General features: G+C 54.0%; 13 protein-coding genes, 1 tRNA gene and 1 pseudogene. 9 read left to right on the top strand and 6 right to left on the bottom strand.

The genetic code is table 11. From position 1 onward, the window contains the following. Positions 1–68: 68 nt before the first annotated feature. Complete coding sequence (locus tag CRO08_RS12050) at positions 69–1,034, top strand: IS110 family transposase (protein WP_097034697.1); 966 nt, start codon at positions 69–71, stop codon at positions 1,032–1,034. A 50-nt stretch (positions 1,035–1,084) separates the two neighbouring features. Here the strand turns inward: CRO08_RS12050 and CRO08_RS12045 are convergent, their stop codons facing one another. The 4 genes and pseudogenes from CRO08_RS12045 to sufB form a co-directional block, all read right to left on the bottom strand. Continuing rightward, a complete protein-coding gene (locus tag CRO08_RS12045; RefSeq protein WP_097036402.1) occupies positions 1,085–1,966 on the bottom strand; it encodes a YicC/YloC family endoribonuclease in 882 nt (293 codons plus the stop codon). Positions 1,967–1,968: 2 nt separating this feature from the next. Continuing rightward, positions 1,969–3,765, bottom strand: coding sequence for a homoserine O-acetyltransferase (locus CRO08_RS12040; RefSeq protein ID WP_255252351.1), 1,797 nt, complete (start codon positions 3,763–3,765; stop codon positions 1,969–1,971). Between the two features lie 50 nt (positions 3,766–3,815). Next, positions 3,816–5,252, bottom strand: coding sequence for an aldehyde dehydrogenase family protein (locus CRO08_RS12035; protein ID WP_255252350.1), 1,437 nt, complete (start codon positions 5,250–5,252; stop codon positions 3,816–3,818). A gap of 129 nt (positions 5,253–5,381) precedes the next feature. Then, positions 5,382–6,812 (bottom strand): annotated as a pseudogene (gene sufB / locus CRO08_RS12030) (Fe-S cluster assembly protein SufB); the annotation flags it as partial. Between the two features lie 120 nt (positions 6,813–6,932). Here sufB and CRO08_RS12025 point away from each other — a divergent pair. The 7 genes from CRO08_RS12025 (at position 6,933) to CRO08_RS11995 (ending at position 12,503) form a co-directional block, all read left to right on the top strand. Beyond that, a complete protein-coding gene (locus CRO08_RS12025) occupies positions 6,933–7,973 on the top strand; it encodes a histidine phosphatase family protein (protein ID WP_097036399.1) in 1,041 nt (346 codons plus the stop codon). Then, positions 7,970–9,379, top strand: coding sequence for a sodium-dependent transporter (locus CRO08_RS12020; RefSeq protein WP_097036398.1), 1,410 nt, complete (start codon positions 7,970–7,972; stop codon positions 9,377–9,379). Before CRO08_RS12025 ends, CRO08_RS12020 begins: the two co-directional genes overlap by 4 nt. Positions 9,380–9,528: 149 nt before the next feature. Beyond that, entirely contained in the window at positions 9,529–10,008 is a 480-nt protein-coding gene (locus CRO08_RS12015; RefSeq protein ID WP_097036397.1) for a hypothetical protein, read from the top strand. A gap of 55 nt (positions 10,009–10,063) precedes the next feature. Then, on the top strand, positions 10,064–10,393 hold the full coding sequence (locus tag CRO08_RS12010) for a transposase (protein ID WP_097034692.1): 330 nt from the start codon (positions 10,064–10,066) through the stop codon (positions 10,391–10,393). 17 nt (positions 10,394–10,410) lie between these two features. Beyond that, positions 10,411–11,259 (top strand): IS3 family transposase, encoded by an 849-nt coding sequence (locus tag CRO08_RS12005; protein WP_176495014.1) that lies wholly within the window; start codon positions 10,411–10,413, stop codon positions 11,257–11,259. Between the two features lie 55 nt (positions 11,260–11,314). Beyond that, a complete protein-coding gene (locus CRO08_RS12000; protein ID WP_097036396.1) occupies positions 11,315–12,337 on the top strand; it encodes an FISUMP domain-containing protein in 1,023 nt (340 codons plus the stop codon). Between the two features lie 92 nt (positions 12,338–12,429). After that, positions 12,430–12,503 (top strand) — tRNA-Pro (locus CRO08_RS11995). 250 nt (positions 12,504–12,753) lie between these two features. On the opposite strand, the gene CRO08_RS11990 is transcribed toward CRO08_RS11995, so the two are convergent. Continuing rightward, positions 12,754–13,347 carry an L-threonylcarbamoyladenylate synthase gene (locus CRO08_RS11990; RefSeq protein ID WP_097036395.1) on the bottom strand — a complete coding sequence of 198 codons (594 nt, stop codon included), beginning with the start codon at positions 13,345–13,347 and terminating at the stop codon, positions 12,754–12,756. A gap of 57 nt (positions 13,348–13,404) precedes the next feature. On the opposite strand from CRO08_RS11990, the gene CRO08_RS11985 reads away from it, so the two are divergent. Beyond that, positions 13,405–16,644: an FISUMP domain-containing protein gene (locus tag CRO08_RS11985; protein ID WP_097036394.1), complete on the top strand. Its 3,240-nt coding sequence runs from the start codon at positions 13,405–13,407 to the stop codon at positions 16,642–16,644. Positions 16,645–16,646: 2 nt separating this feature from the next. Here CRO08_RS11985 and CRO08_RS11980 read toward each other — a convergent pair whose 3' ends face one another. Then, positions 16,647–17,111: a YraN family protein gene (locus CRO08_RS11980; RefSeq protein ID WP_097036393.1), complete on the bottom strand. Its 465-nt coding sequence runs from the start codon at positions 17,109–17,111 to the stop codon at positions 16,647–16,649. Positions 17,112–17,162: the final 51 nt, after the last annotated feature.

The raw sequence follows: 17,162 nt of genomic DNA, 5'->3' as shown, positions 1-17,162 counted from the left end.
GCCGAATACCTTTGGACAATGGGGCGTGGGGTGATTACCCGTTAACAATATAGCAAAGGAATCTTAAAATGGAAACATGGGTCGGCATTGACATCTCCAAGGACACTTTCGACGCAGCCTGGATTATGGACGGCAAGAAGAATCATCTGAAGCTGGAAAATAGTTCCAACGGTTTCAAACGTCTTCTGAACGAAGTGCCGGCTGAGTCCCGTTTTGCGATGGAAGCTACAGGAGAATATCACCTGAACTGTGCCAGATACCTATCCAGCCGCGGAAATCCGGTTGCTGTCTTGAACCCATTTGCCGTGAAAATGCATATGCAAAGCGACCTCAGGCGTTGCAAGAACGACAGGGCCGACGCCTATTCGATAGCGAAATTCGCAGCGGAAAAGAATACCGATTGCTGGACATGCCCGACAGACGACGAAATAAGGCTCAAGCATCTTGATGCCGTTATAGACAACTTGCAGAAACAGATCCGTCAAAGCAAGAACATACTGCATTCGCTAACCCAGGTCAATTTACGAGACGACCAGGCCGTTTCCATCATCAAGAAAACAATATCCAGTCTGGAAGCCCTCATGGAAAAAGCCAGGAACAGGCAACTTGAAATGGTCGAGACCGGCAAGAAAGAAGAAATCGCCTTGGCATGCTCCATTCCCGGGATCGGTCTGGAAACATCGCTGAAGTTTTTCACACACGTTGGGAACATCGAAAGGTTTGGCAGTTCCAGAAGCCTGATTTCCTGGATAGGCCTGACTCCACGGAATGCACAATCAGGGACAAGCATCCATAAAAACGGAAGTATTTCGAGAATGGGCTGCACAAGGCTGCGAGGGCAATTCTATATGTGTGCAGTCGTCGCGATAAAATACAATCCTGATTGCAGGTCATTCTATACACGATTGAAGGAATCGGGCAAGCCTAGCAAAGTAGCCTTGATTGCAGTGGCGAACAAGCTGCTTCGACAACTTTATGCAGTCCTTACGAAAAAAGAGGCCTATGTACCAAATTTTTGTACAAAAGCCTCTTGACATTTAATACAGTATGTCATGCCCATACAAGTATGGGCGCGACGCTCGCCTTATGCGATGTTGAGGCTCTGCTCCCTAATGCACTCGATTTCATTCTTGAGCTCGATGGCAAGCGCCGCAATCTCTGCGCTCTGGCACTTTGTCCCGAGGGTGTTTGCCTCGCGGCCCATCTCCTGAAGGATAAACCCGAGGTTCTTGCCCTGCGCGCCGCCTTTCTTGAGTGCGTCCAGGAACAGCTTGTTGTGGCTATGGAACCGCGTGATTTCTTCGTGGATGTCGAGCTTGTCGGCCATGATGCAGGCTTCCTGCAGCAGGCGCACATCGTCGATTTCGCTGTCCTTCATCAGGCTGTCGATGCGTTCCTTGAACTTGACCTTCCATGTGTCGATGCGCTGCGGGTCCAGCACCTCGATTTTCGCGAGCACGTCTTCCAGGTGGGCGACGCGCTTGGTGAGGTCGGCCGCGAGATTCGCGCCTTCCTTTTCGCGCATGGCGATTACGCCGTCGAGCGCCTTGTCGAGTTCCGCTTTCAGGTGCTTTTCCCAAGCTTCGTTATCGGCTCCCGCGTCGGTAAACTGCAAAACTTCGGGAATCGTGAGGATGTGCTCGAGCTTGATTTCGCCCGCGATGCCGTACTTGGCCTGCATGGCCTTGGTGATTTCCACAAACTTGCTTACCGCCGTTTCGTTGTAGCACACGGGAATATTCCCGACAGCGCCTTCGCCGAGTGTGATGGAGAGGTTCACCGAGCCGCGGGCCAGCTTGTCCTTGATTTGGGCCTTCAGGTCGTTTTCGAGGTAGGCGAAGTTTTTAGGAATCTTGCTTGAAATTTCGAGGAAACGGCTGTTCACGCTGCGCACTTCGATAACGCAGGTGGTTCCGTTCAATGTGGATTCGCTCTTTCCGAATCCGGTCATGGAAATAATCGACATGTCTAAACCTTCGAAATAGTGGCAATCACGTGTTCTGCGCCAAAGTTCTTGAGTCCGAATGCGGAAAGGACCTTACTCAGCGTATGGTCGCTCTGGAAGTTGATGTTCTCTATCTTGAACCCTTCCTTCTTGCAGAGCGTGTAGAAGTCCTTTACCGTCAAAAGGCGGATGTTCGGCGTGTCGTACCATTCGTACGGCAGTTCCTTGGACTTGGGCATGCGACCGTGGAGCATGAGGCTTCCGCGGGTGGTCCAGTGCCCGAAATTCGGGAACGTGACGATGGCCTTTTTTGCGACGCGCAACAGTTCGTTTAGGAGTGCCACCGGGTCGCGGATTTCCTGGATGGTGCGGTTGATAATCGCGTAGTCGAAGCTTCCGTCCTTCAGGTCCGAGATTCCCTTGTCGTCGAGGTCGCGCTGGATGACCTGCACGTCCTTCTCGAGGCAGTCGAGGATTCCCGTGATGTTCTTCTCGATGCCGAATCCCGTGACGTTCTTCTTCTGGATGAGGAAGTCGAGCAGGTCGCCACTGCCGCAACCGAGGTCGAGCACGTGGCTGTCTTCCTTCACGAGCTTGCCGAGCAGCTTGAAGTCGCTCTCCTCGTGGAACACGGGCACGGCCTGCGTGCCTTGCTGCGGGATAATCTTTGAATCGAGGAAGCGGCCTACGGCCTTGCCGAGTTCGCCCACTTCAATCAAGAATCCGTCGTGCCCGAACTGCGTGTCGAGTTCGAGGCTTGTCACCTTCTTGCCCACGTTAAGGAGTGCGCTCGTGATGCGGCGGCTCTCGTGCGGCGGGAACAGCCAGTCGGTGGAGAGGTTCACGTTCAGCACTTCGGCCTTGATATCCTTGAAGGCGTTCTCGATGCTGCCGTATTCGGTTTCGAGGTCAAAAGCGTCGGTCGCGTGCGCGATGTGCAGGTAGCTGTTCGCGTCAAAGCGGTCCACGAACTTTTTGCCCTGGTAGCGCAGGTAGCTTTCGATAGGCAGGTTTAGGTCGAACGGCGTGGAGTACGTGACGGCGTGGCTCTTGTTCTCCTGCGCCTGCGCACGCTTGAACTTCTGTTCCATGCCGATGGCGCTGAGGTAGGTGATATGCGCGAGCTTGCGTGCGTTCGCGAGGCCCACATCGGGCTTCGCGACACCTTCGCCGTAGAAGTCGCCGTTGTTGTAGTTCGGGTCCTGCGTAATCACGTCGCGGGCCACGACTTCGAATCCGAGCGCCTGGCTCGAGAAGCGCGGGGAACTTGCGATAATCACGATTCGCTTGACCTGCTCGGGGTAGTAGATGGCCCACTTCATCGCCTGGAAGCCGCCCATCGAGCCGCCCATGACGCAGTAGAATTCCTTGATGCCGAGCCCGTCGGCGAGTTCCTTCTGCGCATGTACCATGTCGCCGATGGTAATGGTGGGGAATGTGCTGCCGTAGGGCTTGCCCGTGCGCGGGTTCACGCTTGCGGGGCCCGTGGTGCCTTTGCACCCGCCCAAAATATTGCTGCAGACCACAAAGAAGCGGTCCGTGTCGATTGCCTTGCCGGGGCCGATGAGTTCGTCCCACCAGCCGGGCTTCTTGTCGCTTTCGGTGTACCAGCCGGCGGCGTGTGCGTCGGCGGTCAAGGGCGAGCAGACCCAAACCGCGTTGTCGGCGGCGGCGTTCAGCTTGCCGTATGTCTCGTAACGGATGTTGAGCGCGGGGAGCGTCTTTCCGTTTTCCAGCACAAAACCGGCCTCGCCATAGTCCTTGACGAAGTCCTTCGGCTCAACGGGGCCGATGCTGGATTTATGCAAATATTCACTCATATGCATAAATATAGTAAAAGCGGCTTTTATTTTTGGATAGTTTTTGGGGCTTACCCCAGTATTTTCTTTGCAATCCGTTGGATTTTGGCGCGGAAGCCCTTGTCGCTTGCCTTGTGGTAGGGCGGGTAGAAAAACTGCATGGGGTCGAATGCGCCCTGGTGCATCACGTTCCTTTCGTGGCTGAACGTCTTGAACCCGTAAAACCCGTGGTAATTGCCGGTGCCGCTCATGCCTACGCCCCCGAAGGGCATGGAGAGGTTTTCTATTTGCAGAATGCAGTGGTTCACGCAGGTGGAACCCGAGGTGGTTTCGCGCAGCACGCGGTCGATCGCCTTCTCGTTGCGCCCGAAGATGTAAAGTGCAAGCGGTTTCGGGCGGCTCTGGACAAACGCAATAGCTTCTTCGAGTGAATCGTAGGCGACAATCGGGAGGATGGGCCCGAAAATTTCGCTCTGCATGATGTCCATTTCGGGCGTGACGCCGGTAAGTACGGTTGCAGGCGTGTACCTGCCCGCGATATCGCAATAATCCGCCCCGCCGATGACGGCCTTCGCGCCTTTTGCAACAGCATCTTCTAAGAGCGCCTTGTGGCGTTCAGTAGCGTGGCTCTCGACGATGTGCACGAAGTTCTCGCAATTGCGGCGGATTTCTTCCGTATCGCCATACATTTTCTTTATGTTGTCTGCAATCGCGTCGGCGAGCGGTTGCACGAGGTTGCGCGGGCATAGCACGTAGTCCGGCGCGATGCAGGTCTGGCCTGCGTTCAGGCACTTGCCCCAGGCGATTTTCCGGGCGGCATCCGCGACATTCACGTCTTCGAGGATAAAGGCGGGAGATTTTCCCCCGAGTTCAAGCGTGATGCTTGCATGGACCTTCGCGGCACATTCCGCGACGTGCGCGCCGACTTTCGGGCTCCCGGTGAAGAACACGTGGTCGAAGGGGAGGGCGAGCAACAGGTCTCCGATTTCCGTTCCGGCTCCCTGCACGACGGCGACTTCGTCGTTCTCGAATACGTCTGCGATAATCGATTCGAGAACGGCGCTTACGCGGGGCGTCTTGTGGCTCGGTTTCGCGATGACGACATTACCTGCGGCAATGGCTGCGGTGATGGGCGAGAGGAACAGCAAAAAGGGGTAGTTCCACGGCGCCATGATGAGCACACGGCCCTTCGGCTCGAAATGGCTTGCGCTCTGGTTGAGCGGGAACAGCCAGCTCCAGCGCCCGGGCTTGTCTTCCATCCAGTCGGGGAGGCGTGCAATCGCGTCGTCGATTTCTTCGAGGGCAGGGAACACTTCGGTCAGCCAGGCTTCGGTCTTCGGCTTGTGGAAGTCTTCCCAGACAGCGTCGTAGAATTCCTGCTGGCGCTCTACAATCGCCTTGCGGAGCGCCTTCAACTTGCAAATGCGTTCCTTTGCGGTCGTGTTCGCGACTTGCCAGCGCTTTTTGCCCTGCGCCTTGAAAAGGCTGTTCAATTCTTCGTCGTTCATTGACAATAATTTAAACAATTCTAGAGCAGTCCGCTTGCTCGTCATTCTGAACGGAACGTAGTGAAGTGTGAAGAATTCTTTCGTCTTTCGTCTAAAGCGAACAAAGTGAAGCGTTCTTTCGTCTATTTGTTACCCGACAGAATGCTCAAGCTTCAAGGTCAGCAGTTGCCTTGCCTCGGTCGCGAATTCGCCGGGGAGTTCCTTGAACACGTCCTTGCAGAATCCGCCCACCATCGCTTGTATGGCGTCTTCGCGCTTGATGCCGCGGCTTTCGAAATAGAAAAGCTGGTCTTCGCTGATGCGGCTGGTGGTAGCCTCGTGTTCCGTGGTGGAACTGGCGTTGGCTACCGTAATGTAGGGGAAGGTGTGGGCGGCGCTCTTGGTACCCACCAGCATGCTGTCGCACTGGGTGTAGTTCCTGGCCCCGGTGGCGGACTTGTGGATGTTCACTTCGCCGCGGTAGGCGTTGCTGGAGTAGTCGGCGCTGATGCCTTTCGAAATAATGGTGCTCTTGGTGTTCTTGCCGATGTGGATCATCTTGGTGCCGGTGTCGGCCTGCATGTGTCCGTTGGTCAGGGCCACGCTATAGAACTCGCCCACGGAATTGTCGCCCAGCAGCACGCAGCTGGGGTACTTCCAGGTAATGGCGGAACCGGTTTCCACCTGCGTCCAGCTGATGCGGCTGTTCTTGCCCGCGCACTTGCCGCGTTTGGTCACGAAGTTGTACACGCCACCGGCTCCCGTCTCGCGGTCGCCCGCGTACCAGTTCTGGACTGTCGAATATTTAATGCTCGCGTTGTCTTTTGCCACCAGCTCCACGATGGCGCTATGCAATTGCTTGCTCGAATATTCTGGCGCGGTGCAACCTTCGAGGTAGCTCACGCTGGCACCTTCGTCGGCGATAATCAGGGTACGTTCAAACTGGCCCGCTTCCTTGTTGTTGATGCGGAAGTAGGTGGAAAGGTCCATCGGGCACTTGACTCCAGGCGGGATGTACACGAAGCTTCCGTCACCAAAGACGGCGCTGTTCAAAGCCGCAAAGTAGTTGTCGCCTGCGGGAACCACAGAGCCCAGGTACTCCTCGATGAGTTCGGGGTATTCCTTGATGGCGTCGCTGATGCTGCAGAAAAGGATGCCCATTTCCATGAGCTTGCGCTTGTGGCTGGTATAAATGCTCACTGAGTCAAAGACCGCGTCCACGGCCACGTTGGCCAGACGCTTCTGTTCGTCGAGCGGGATGCCGAGCTTTTCGAAGGTCGCGAGCAACTCAGGGTCCACGTCCTCGATTTTTTCGTGGCTCTTCTTGGTCTTCGGGGCGGAGTAGTAGACGATGTCCTGCAGGTCCACCGGATTAAAGCTCAGCTCGCCCCAATTGGGCTGCTCCATGGTCTTGAGCTTCTCGTAGGCCTTCAGGCGGAAATCGAGCATGAACTGCGGTTCGCCGCGGAGCTTGGAGGCTCTCCGGATGATATCTTCGTTCAGGCCCTTCTCGAAGGCCTCGTTCTCGATATCTGTTACAAACCCGTATTTGTAGTTTTCGCTCATTTTCGTTTCCGCACTGTTTTCGCACGCTTATCGCGCGATATTTGCGGCGCTAAATATAGAAAAAACGGCTTTCGCCTGGCGCCATTGCCCAAATTTCTATTATATTTTGAAAAAACGATTTCACGGGAAATTATTATGAAAACTCCGTTCCTGAAAGTTCTCCTCGGTTGTGCAGTGGCCACGATGTTCCTTACCGCCTGTGGCGATGATGGCTCTGACGGGCTTCCCAGTGCACCGCAGTCCTCTGCGGAGGGTCCGGTCACCACGTCTTCGGACAGTTCCGTGCCGTCCAGCTCGGGCGATGCTCCCGTATCGCAGGCGACCGACCCGCAGTCCTCATCCGCAGTCGTTGCTCCTGAAAGTAGCGCCGAAGTGGATGTGCCTCCCCAGGGCGGCGGCTATACTCCCGGTACCCTCGAAGAAGAAATCGCGAAGGATGCCCCGTTTGTCGAGGCTAGTGCGGCCAATGGCACTCTCTTGCCCCTTGCCGAAGTTCTTGCCGCAGTCCAGCCTACGGAACGCGTCGTCTTTGTGCTGCGCCATGCCCGCCGTGGCAGTTCCACGGGGCGTGAAACTCCGCTCCACATGACCGGCGTGAACCAGTGCCAGACTCTCGGCGCGATGATTGCGGCTGTCAATGCGACAGACCCCATATTCTACGCCCATTCTGACTTTGTGCGCACCGAATCGACCGCCAAGAATATCTTTGCGGGCCGTGGCGGCGATACAACGCAGTTCGTGAGCACCGTCGTGCAGAAACTTGCGGGTGGCGGCTACGTGAAGAACGATTCTCTCCTGGACCTGCATGCTGCCGAAGATTTCGAGACCAACCAGCTCAAGGTGTTTGCCAGCTGGATGTACAAGGGCGAATACACGGATACGTTCAACGACCTTACGGAAACGAGCGTCGCGCTCCTGACCCAGTACATTCTGCCCGCTTTCCCGCCGGAATACCGCATCGGTATCATGATATCGCACGATATGGTCGTGGCTCCGCTTACGGCCTACCTCACCAAGCAGGCGGTTGACTTCAAGGCGTACGAAGACCTCAAGAAGTGGCTTGGCTACGTGCAGGGTGTCGCCATTATCATTGCCGCGGACGGTAGCCGCAGGTATATTCCGGTGAACGGCCTCTACGGCCAGTATGCAGACCTTGACGGTGTGAACAAGAAATGAGTGAAAATCGCGAAGGATTCGGCTCGCGACTGGGCTTTATCCTGGTTGCAGCGGGCTGTGCCATTGGTCTCGGTAACGTCTGGAGGTTCCCGTTTATTACGGGCCAGTACGGCGGTGCCGCGTTTATATTAATTTATCTGCTGTTCCTGCTGATTTTCGGTTTTCCCATCCTGGTGATGGAATTTACCGTGGGTCGCGCAGCCCAGCGGGGGGTAGGCAGGGCTTTCAATGTGCTTGAAAAGCCTGGCCACAAGTGGCACTATGCGGGTATCCCGATGATTGTGGGGAACTACCTCCTTATGATGTTCTATACCACGGTCACCGGGTGGATGCTCTACTACTTCTATCGCATGGTCACCATGGGCGACCTCATGGAAATGAATCCCGAACAGGTGGGCGCCGCGTTTGGAGAGATGCTCGGCAACGGGCCGCTTCTCTGCTTCTGGATGATTGTCGCTACGTTCCTCGGGCTTTCTATCGTGGCGCTCGGCGTGAAGCGTGGCGTGGAAGGCGTCACCAAGATAATGATGGTCGCCCTCCTGTTTATAATGCTATTGCTCGTGGTGCGCGTGCTTACGCTCCCGGGTGCGGGCGAGGGCCTGGAATTCTACCTCAAGCCCGATTTCGCAAAACTGAAGGAGGCTGGAATAGGGAAGGTGGTCTTCGCCGCTCTCGGCCAGTCGTTCTTTACGCTCAGTATCGGTATCGGTTCCATGACCATTTTCGGAAGCTACATCGGCAAGACCCACAGCCTCCCGAAAGAGGCGGCGAACATCTGCCTGCTCGATACTGTGGTAGCGCTCCTTGCGGGCCTCATCATCATCCCGAGTTGCTTTGCCTTCGGGGTGAAACCCGGTGCGGGCCCCGGCCTCATTTTCGCGACGCTCCCGAACGTGTTCGCGCAGATGCCTGCGGGCCGTATATGCGGTGCGGCGTTCTTCCTGTTCCTCTCGTTTGCGGCGCTCTCTACGCTCGTTGCCGTGTTCGAGAACATCATTGCCTACTGGATAGATGCCCACGGGGTGGAACGCTCGAAGGCGGTGCGCTGGAACTTCTTCGCGATTGTGCTTCTCTCTTTCCCCTGCGCGCTCGGGTTCAACGTGCTTTCGGGCTTCGAACCCTTCGGTGCGGGCAGCTGCGTCCTCGACCTGGAAGACTTCCTCGTGTCCAACACGCTCTTGCCGCTGGGTGCACTTGTGTTTGTGCTTTTCTGTAACCACAGGTTCGGCTGGAAGCAGAAGAACTTCCTCACCGAGGCGAATTTCGGCAAGGGCTTCAACATTCCCACGAACCCCGTGCTCTGCTTCTACTTCAAGTGGATTTTGCCCGCGGTAATCGTGTTTATCCTGGCGATGGGCTATATCGAGAAGTTTGCGCCGGGACTTTATACCAGAATTTTTGGCTAAAAATCGCCTGACAGGTAAATAATTCCTTTTTCCCCGCCTTTTTTACAACCAAATTAGGCGGATAGTTAACATTTGTATTCCATATAAATATATATTCATGTTACAAAAAGTTTATAACGGAGCGCCAAACCATGTTTTATAAATGGAAAATGCTTCTGGGCTTGTTTGCGGTATCATTCGCGTTTGCCCAGGATCCCGTCTTGCAACAACCTGCCACTGCGGCCCCGGCTGCACAACCCGCTGCAGCGCCTGCACCTGCTCCGACGCAGTTTACAGAGGCTCCTGCTCCGGCGCCTTCTTCCGAAGCGACCGCTTCCGATGGCAAGGGAACAACGGTTTCCGTGTTCGTGAAAAGTCCCGAAGAAATCCAGAAGTTGAAGGACGACATCAAGAACTTGCAGACCATGGCGGGCGACTCCAACCCGGAAGTGGCGGCCCTCCTGAAGCGAGCAAACCGCATCGCAGAGATGAATGACCGGTGCTCTTCTGTTTCGCTGAACGACTTGCTCGATACGACTTGTGCCAGGTTCTACGAGATAGAACTTCCCACGTTCGAAAATGACTACATGGAGTTGACCGGTGAGGTAAGGCTTGGTTCCATGCGAATGGTGGACCATGCAGGAGTTTAATAAGAGGGTAGCATAAGCTACTATATTCATTGCGCAACCCCCAAAAGGTAAAACAATGGCAAAAATCAACTATAGCTCCGAGACAAGGGAACAGGTCATCAAGCTGGTCCTGAAAGGCGAAAAGTCAGCAAACCAAATAGCCAAGGAACTCGGAATCGGGCCCAATACAGTCGGTCGGTGGGTAAACGAGTACCGCAAGGAACACAACCTGCCGAGCTACCGCGAGGAACGGCGAATCCGCAAGGTGTCCGTCGAGGAACTCGCCGCCAAGAACAGGGAACTGGAAAAACTCCTGAAGAAGCGTGAAAAGGAGCTTGCGGACGAGAAGGAGACGGTAGAGATCCTAAAAAAATCCCTGCACATCTTTATGCGACCACACGACTGAAATGCGAGGCGATACACGTGAACCGCAAGAAATACTCAGTCAGGAAGATGTGCAGAGCCCTAGGAATACCGCAGTGTTCCTACTACCAGTGGTCGCGCCAGCAGGAAAAACGTGCCGAGAAGAAGGCCCGCGAAGAACGGCTTGTCCAGAAGGTCCGCGACACCTTCGAAGAAAACCACCGCGTGTACGGTTGCCCGAAGATGCTGGCGGCACTCCAAGACAAGGGTGTCGAGGTAAAGGTGTGGAAACTGCGCCGCATCATGCGCGAGAACGGGCTCTATCCAGTCACACTCAGGAAGTGGAAACCCTACCGCAAGGGCAAATGCGACGCCATGTACAGCGAGAACCTGGTGCAGCGTAAGTTCGATCCCGACAGCCTGAACGCCGTCTGGGCCGGCGACATCACCTACGTCAAGACTACGCTTGGCTGGGTGTACCTTGCCGTGGTGTTGGACCTGTGTAACAAGGAGGCGGTGGGCTACGCCGTAAGCAAGAACATCGACACGGAACTTGTCAAGCGCGCGTTGTCCAATGCCATCATGCAACGCGGCCATCACGACGGGCTCATCTTCCATTCCGACCGCGGCGTGCAGTACAGTAGCATGGGTTACCGCACGATGCTCTCGGAGAACGGGATAACGCCCTCGATGAGCGCACCGGGCTGCCCCTACGACAACGCCTGCATGGAAAGCTTCTTCGCAAGCTTCAAGAAGGAGATGGCCTACAGGCGTGACTTCAAGGACATCGAAGACGTGCGGGAGGCCGCTTTCAGGTATATCGAGCTGTTCTACAACCGGAAACGGCTCCATAGTTCGCTGGGATACATGACTCCGGTTGAATATAGGCTGTCAAAACAGGCTGCCTAGACCACAAGGGTATACCACTTAACAAGAAAAAAGGATATATTTAACTTAACCGGTAATGAATATGGTTGTTCATGAACCCACTATTAAAAAAACTACAAATCCAAATTTGACTTACGTTCGCCAAAATTCTACTTGGAGGCACGGAACCACCTTGGATTACATCTTCAAGCAAGCGGGCTACAGAGCATGTATAACAAATAACGATACCTTGAAGACCTACAAATACAATAACCTGTATTATGTATGTACTGCTCAGTCGACAGGGGATACCGTACGCAAGTGGGTTCCTGCTCCCGACCTTTTCAATGATACGTATGAATCGCGCTCTGCTTGCAGTGCGAGTGGAGCGTATGGCGATGGCTCCCTTATGGCTGGCCGTGTAAATAAGGATAAATTCTATGCGTGCCAGAGCGCAAGTAATTTCAGGCTTGCAAATAGTGACGAAATAAGTTACAACCGCGCATGTGTAACATTTATAAAGGGTTATATTGCTAGGTTGGAAGCTGTATTCCGTACGTGTACCGATAACGGATGGGTTCGTACAGAAGACAGATCGATAGGATATGTGAAGGATGGCGCTGGAAACAGGTACAATACTACTGTGGTTGGAAACCAGCAATGGATGAGATCGAATCTTTACTACAATGTTGATAGTAGTTATTGTTACAAATCGGATAGTTGCCATGTGTATGGACGTCTTTATACCTTTGGCGCTGCAATGAAGGCTTGCCCTGCTGGCTGGCACTTGCCGACGCGAGCAGAATATCATACGTTGATGAACGAGGCAACAAATGGTTCTTCTACTGGAAAGGGAAGAGCCCTGAAAAGTTATTGGCATTGGGACGGCAGTGATGCTGTTGCCTTCGATGCCCGACCTGCGGGCTATTATGTTGCTTCTTCTAATGCTTACTATAATTTTGGTACTTGGGCCTTACTCTGGACTTCTACGTCAAATGCGAATGTTGGTGCTACGAGAGCGGCATATTTGATTTTGAAAACGGGTGAAAATGACGTGACCTATGGCGATGCTGACCTAACCAAACCGAACGCGTATAGTGTCCGTTGCGTACAGGACTAGCCGCAATTCCGGGTGCTGATACCCCCAGGATAGTCAAACAAAAAACTTATGCCTCCCGCCTTTTTCTATAGTTTTTACTATATTTGGGCTATCGGGGTGTAGCTCAGCCTGGTAGAGCGTCTGCTTTGGGAGCAGAATGTCGTCAGTTCGAATCTGGCTACCCCGATACACAAAGGTCCCCTTTATGGGGACCTTTGTGTATCTTGGGTATCGCCAGATCGAACTGATGGAGTCAGTTTGACAAAAACACCGTTGAGCGAAGCGAAAGTAAAGGTGTTTTTGAGCTTATGCGCTAGCATAAGCCCGTAGGGCAAAATGGAGCAAAGCGACATTTTGCAATCTGGCTACCCCGATACGCAAAACGCCTCCCTATGGGAGGCCTTTTGCGTATAAAGGGAACGAAAAATAACGCAACCTTACGGGTCCAGCAGCTCGCCGCGGATTACCTCGACGTTTCCGCCGATGAGGCTTATTATGTTCGTCGGGTTAATCTCAATGGGGCCGCAGTCGACCATCATCTCGACGGAATGCTCGAAGGTCTTCCAGATTACGTCGGGCTCGAAGATGTCCTCTTCGCTGAGTTTTGCCGCCGTGCTGAGGATGGGCTTGTCGAAATGCTGGAAGAGTTCTTTGAAAAACGGGTGCGTGGGCATGCGGATGCCGATTTCGGGGCGCTTCACGTCGAGCCTGCGGGCGATGTGCGGGTCGGCGGGCAGAATGAAGGTGTAGGGCCCGGGCACGCGCGGCTTCATGATGTTGAACGCGAAGTTGTCGATGCGGGCATATTCGGTCGCGCTGCGGATGTCGGGTACGATGAGCGCCATGAAGAACTTCTTCATAGGCTTCTTGAGGGCGTAAAGCTTGTGGATTGCCTTCGGGGATTCTGCATTGCAGCCGATGGCATAGCCCGATTCGGTGGGGTAGAGTACCAGCGCGTCGTCTTCGAGGGCGGCTGCGGCGAGTTTCACGATTCTCGCCTGCGGGTTTACGGGATGTACTTCAAAACGCATGGCGATAATATAAATAATTTATTACATTTTGGTGCGATTTAAGAGAAAGGAACCCTTATGAAACCTTTTGCGTTGTCATCCTCGCGTAGGCGAGGATCCGTACATTTCTCCCTTGCCCTTGCGGCCCTCCTCCTTGCAGCGTGCGGTGACGACATCACCGAAATCAACGCGAACGTGGGCGCAATCAAGTCCACTGATGATCTGCCTGCCTGTACCGAGGACATCGCGGGCCAGACGGCGTTCGTCAAGGAGACTCACGAGTTCCTGGGCTGCGACGGCAAGGAATGGGTGGCGCTTGGCGTGAACACGGTGAGCGTGGGCGACAACGTCTGTACCTCCACGAGCCTGAACGACGGCACGGGCTTCGAGATTTTCTGTAACGGGGAATCCATCGGCACGGTGCGTAACGGCAAGAACGGCGCCGACGGTAAAGACGGCGCGAAGGGTGACAAGGGCGATGACGGCGCAAAGGGCGAGAAGGGTGACGACGGCGCTCCGGGCACCAACGGAACCAATGGCAAGGACGGCGCTCCGGGCACCGATGGTACGAACGGCAAGGACGGCACCAACGGTACGAATGGCACGGGCTGTAAGATTCAGGAAGCCTCTGCGCTCACTGCGACCATCGCCTGCGGTTCCGAGACCTTCACGATGGATTTGACAGGCTATGCGGATCAGCCCGAGGTATGCGACGCTAACGTGAGTGCCGAGGACTGCGCTACTCTGGATAGTGCTATTAGCCTAAGCGGCGTGAGCCAGAAGGGCCCGTTCGTTACCGGCACGGATATTACGGCATACGAACTGCAGAACGGACGCTCGCTCAAGCAGACCGGCAAGACGTTCGGCGGCAAGATTGAACGCGCCGACGGTACCTTCGATATCAAGACGGTAAAATTGAACAGCGCGTTTGCCTACATTGTGGCGGACGGCTTCTACCGCAACGAGGTGACGGGCGAGAACAGTTCCGCCGCCATCAAGCTGCGCGCGTTGACGAACCTGAAGGGACGCTCCTCCGCGAACATCAACCTGGTGACTCACCTTGAGTATGACCGCGTGCAGTATCTTGTCACGAGGAAGGATTCTTCTGTAACCAAGGCGAAGATGGCCGCCGAGAAGGAACTCTTCACTGCGTTCGGCATCAACAATTCGGGTTTCGAAGGCATGGCCGAAGACCTAAACGTGCTCAAGGAAGGCAAGGGCAATGCCGCCCTGCTCGCAATCTCCGTTCTCCTTCAGGGCGACCGCAATGAATCCGAACTGACTGCCCTCCTTGCATCACTGAGCGTGGACCTGGGCGACAACGGCCAGTGGGACAACGTGAAGCAGCGCGCGCAGATTGCGGACTGGGCGATGAAAACCGACCTGAATGGCGGCCTCCCCAAGATTCGCGCGAATGTCGAGGGTTGGAAACTTGCCGACAGCAAGGCCCCCGCATTTGAAGGCCATGTAACCAATTTCTGGATGCAAGAACTCGGCGTGGACACGTGCTCATCCGACAACGAAGGCGCGCTCTTCGCCGTCAAAAACAAGAACTCCGCCTACTATGCCGCGAACGATTCCGCATACACCGACGGCGACAGCAGCCTGGTGCGTCTGATTTGCGCGGCTTCCGGTAATTCGTTCGCATGGCGCTTTGCAACTGACATCGAGAAGGATACTGCAGCATTCGATCCATCTATTGCCAATGCTGCAGCGATGTCCGGCAATGTCAATACCAACTTCGTGTATGTGAAGGAAGGTGCTTGGCGCCGTGGCACCGAACTTGACGTGGCGCTAAAAAACAGCTGTGTTGCGGACAGTGTCGGCAAGGCTGACAGCATAATCGTAAACGAAGAAACCATGTGGTATATCTGCGGCAAGGGCAATGCCTCTGTTCCCTACGCATGGCGCGCGCCGACAACTGCCGAGGCGGATACCGTTGGATTTGGCACCCCCGATGGGGAGGTTGCAAGGGTCGGTAATGTAGACGAGTCCCACATTTACGTTTATGAAGATACCTCGGGAAAGGGCGGTTACGCATGGCGCCGCGGGACGGATCTTGATCTTGTTCCTGATTTGGGTCCCTGTACCAAAAATTGGTTGAATAAGGTACAGGGATTGCCTATAACGAATAATTCTTCGGTTTGGTATACTTGCGCCGTGAACAAGATTATTTATGTGAATGGCATGCAGTTGCCCTATGCATGGCGCGAGGCGACGGATATCGAGAAGGATACCGTGGGCTGGGGAAAGGGTATTATAACGGGACAAATCAAGCCCGGAAATGTGAACAAAGACTTGATTTATGTCTTTGAAAATGGCAGTTGGAGGCATGGTACGGCTTTGGACCGTTATCTTGGAGCTTGTACAGAGACCAAGGCTGCAAGACGCGATACCTCAACAAGCAACTACAAGAATGAATACTATGTGTGCACTCCGCAATCTACGCCTGATACCTTGCGCAAGTGGGTGGTTGCGCCGGACATCTACAACGATACTATCGGTTCACAAGCCGAATGTAAGGCGTTCGGCAAGTATGGCGATGGAACGATTCTGGTTGGTCGTGTGAACCAGCAGAATAAATATGTTTGCGAGAATGGTGTATTTAGGGCGGCTACTAGTGCGGAAATAACTGCGAATCGCGCTTGCGTGGGTTATATCCAGAATCATATCTTTAAAGTGAATGGAGGGTTTAGCAAGTGCGTTAACAAAGAATGGACTCGCCCTAATGGGCGCCTTATGGGAACATTGAAGACATCCGATGGTCAGGAGTATAAGACGGTTGTGATTGGTGAACTTCAATGGATGCAGCAGAACCTCAATCGTATGACAGGCGCAGACTCTGGTGAAAGCAGAACGGTCCGTCTAATTGACTCGAATAAGGATACTGTTCTCTACACTTATTCTAGCAGTTGTTATAAGCACGAACAATCTAACTGTGATAAGTATGGTCGTCTTTATTCTCGAGATGCTTCGAGGATTATATGCCCCACAGGTTGGCATCTGCCAACAAAAGCAGAATGGATGGAAATGTTGTATGTTGCCGATGCCGATTATGATAGCACGTTGGCGTATAAACTAAAAGCGAAGAATAGTTGGCAAGGAGAGACATTTGATGATCGGTGGGATGAAGTTTCTTTTTCGGCGTTGCCTGCAGGGGGATTTTGGAGCCAATTTTATAGTCAGATAGAGCAAGCAATTTATTTTTGGCTCCCCTCTGAATATGGGATTATGGCTATTACTAATCACTGGTATTTTATAAAAGGTGCGCACCATAGTCCGACTAATCAATTCTCCGTCCGCTGCGTCCAGGACTAGAATCAGCACTGCGGAATCACCTGCGTTCCCTCGAATGCGTTCTTGAAGTGTTCGAACTGCACGGGCTTTATGTACATGCGCGCGCTGAGCACGTCAAAACGGCAGGGCTGATCGAACCCCTTGGGGGCGGCATCCCTGTGCGTATGCAGAAAGTGGCATGCCGTCTTCCAGACTTTTTTCTGCTTCTGCGCGTTTACTCGCGCGGCGGGGTTGCCTTCGCCCGCGTTCCACACCGACTTTACTTCCACGAACACGATTGTTTCGCCCTGCTTTGCAACAATGTCGAGTTCTCCGCCGCAGTAGGCGTAGTTACGAGCGATTACCTGGTAGCCCTCGCGGCTTAAGTACGCGGCGGCCTGCGTCTCTACGAAGTTCCCTTTCGGGCGGTTCGTTGCCTTGTTGCCCCCGTTTTGCCTGTTTTTGAATTTGCGAATGGTTTGCAAATTTACTTTGTTCTTTATTTCCATGTTTTGTTCCTTTTTGCGTCGTTGATGTTTTACAAAAAAAAGAACACGCGA

Source organism: Fibrobacter sp. UWT3, assembly GCF_900230125.1.
In the GTDB taxonomy this organism is placed as follows: domain Bacteria; phylum Fibrobacterota; class Fibrobacteria; order Fibrobacterales; family Fibrobacteraceae; genus Fibrobacter.
The sequence above is the reverse complement of the archived record's forward strand: the minus strand, read 5'-3'. Positions and strand labels throughout refer to the sequence as shown.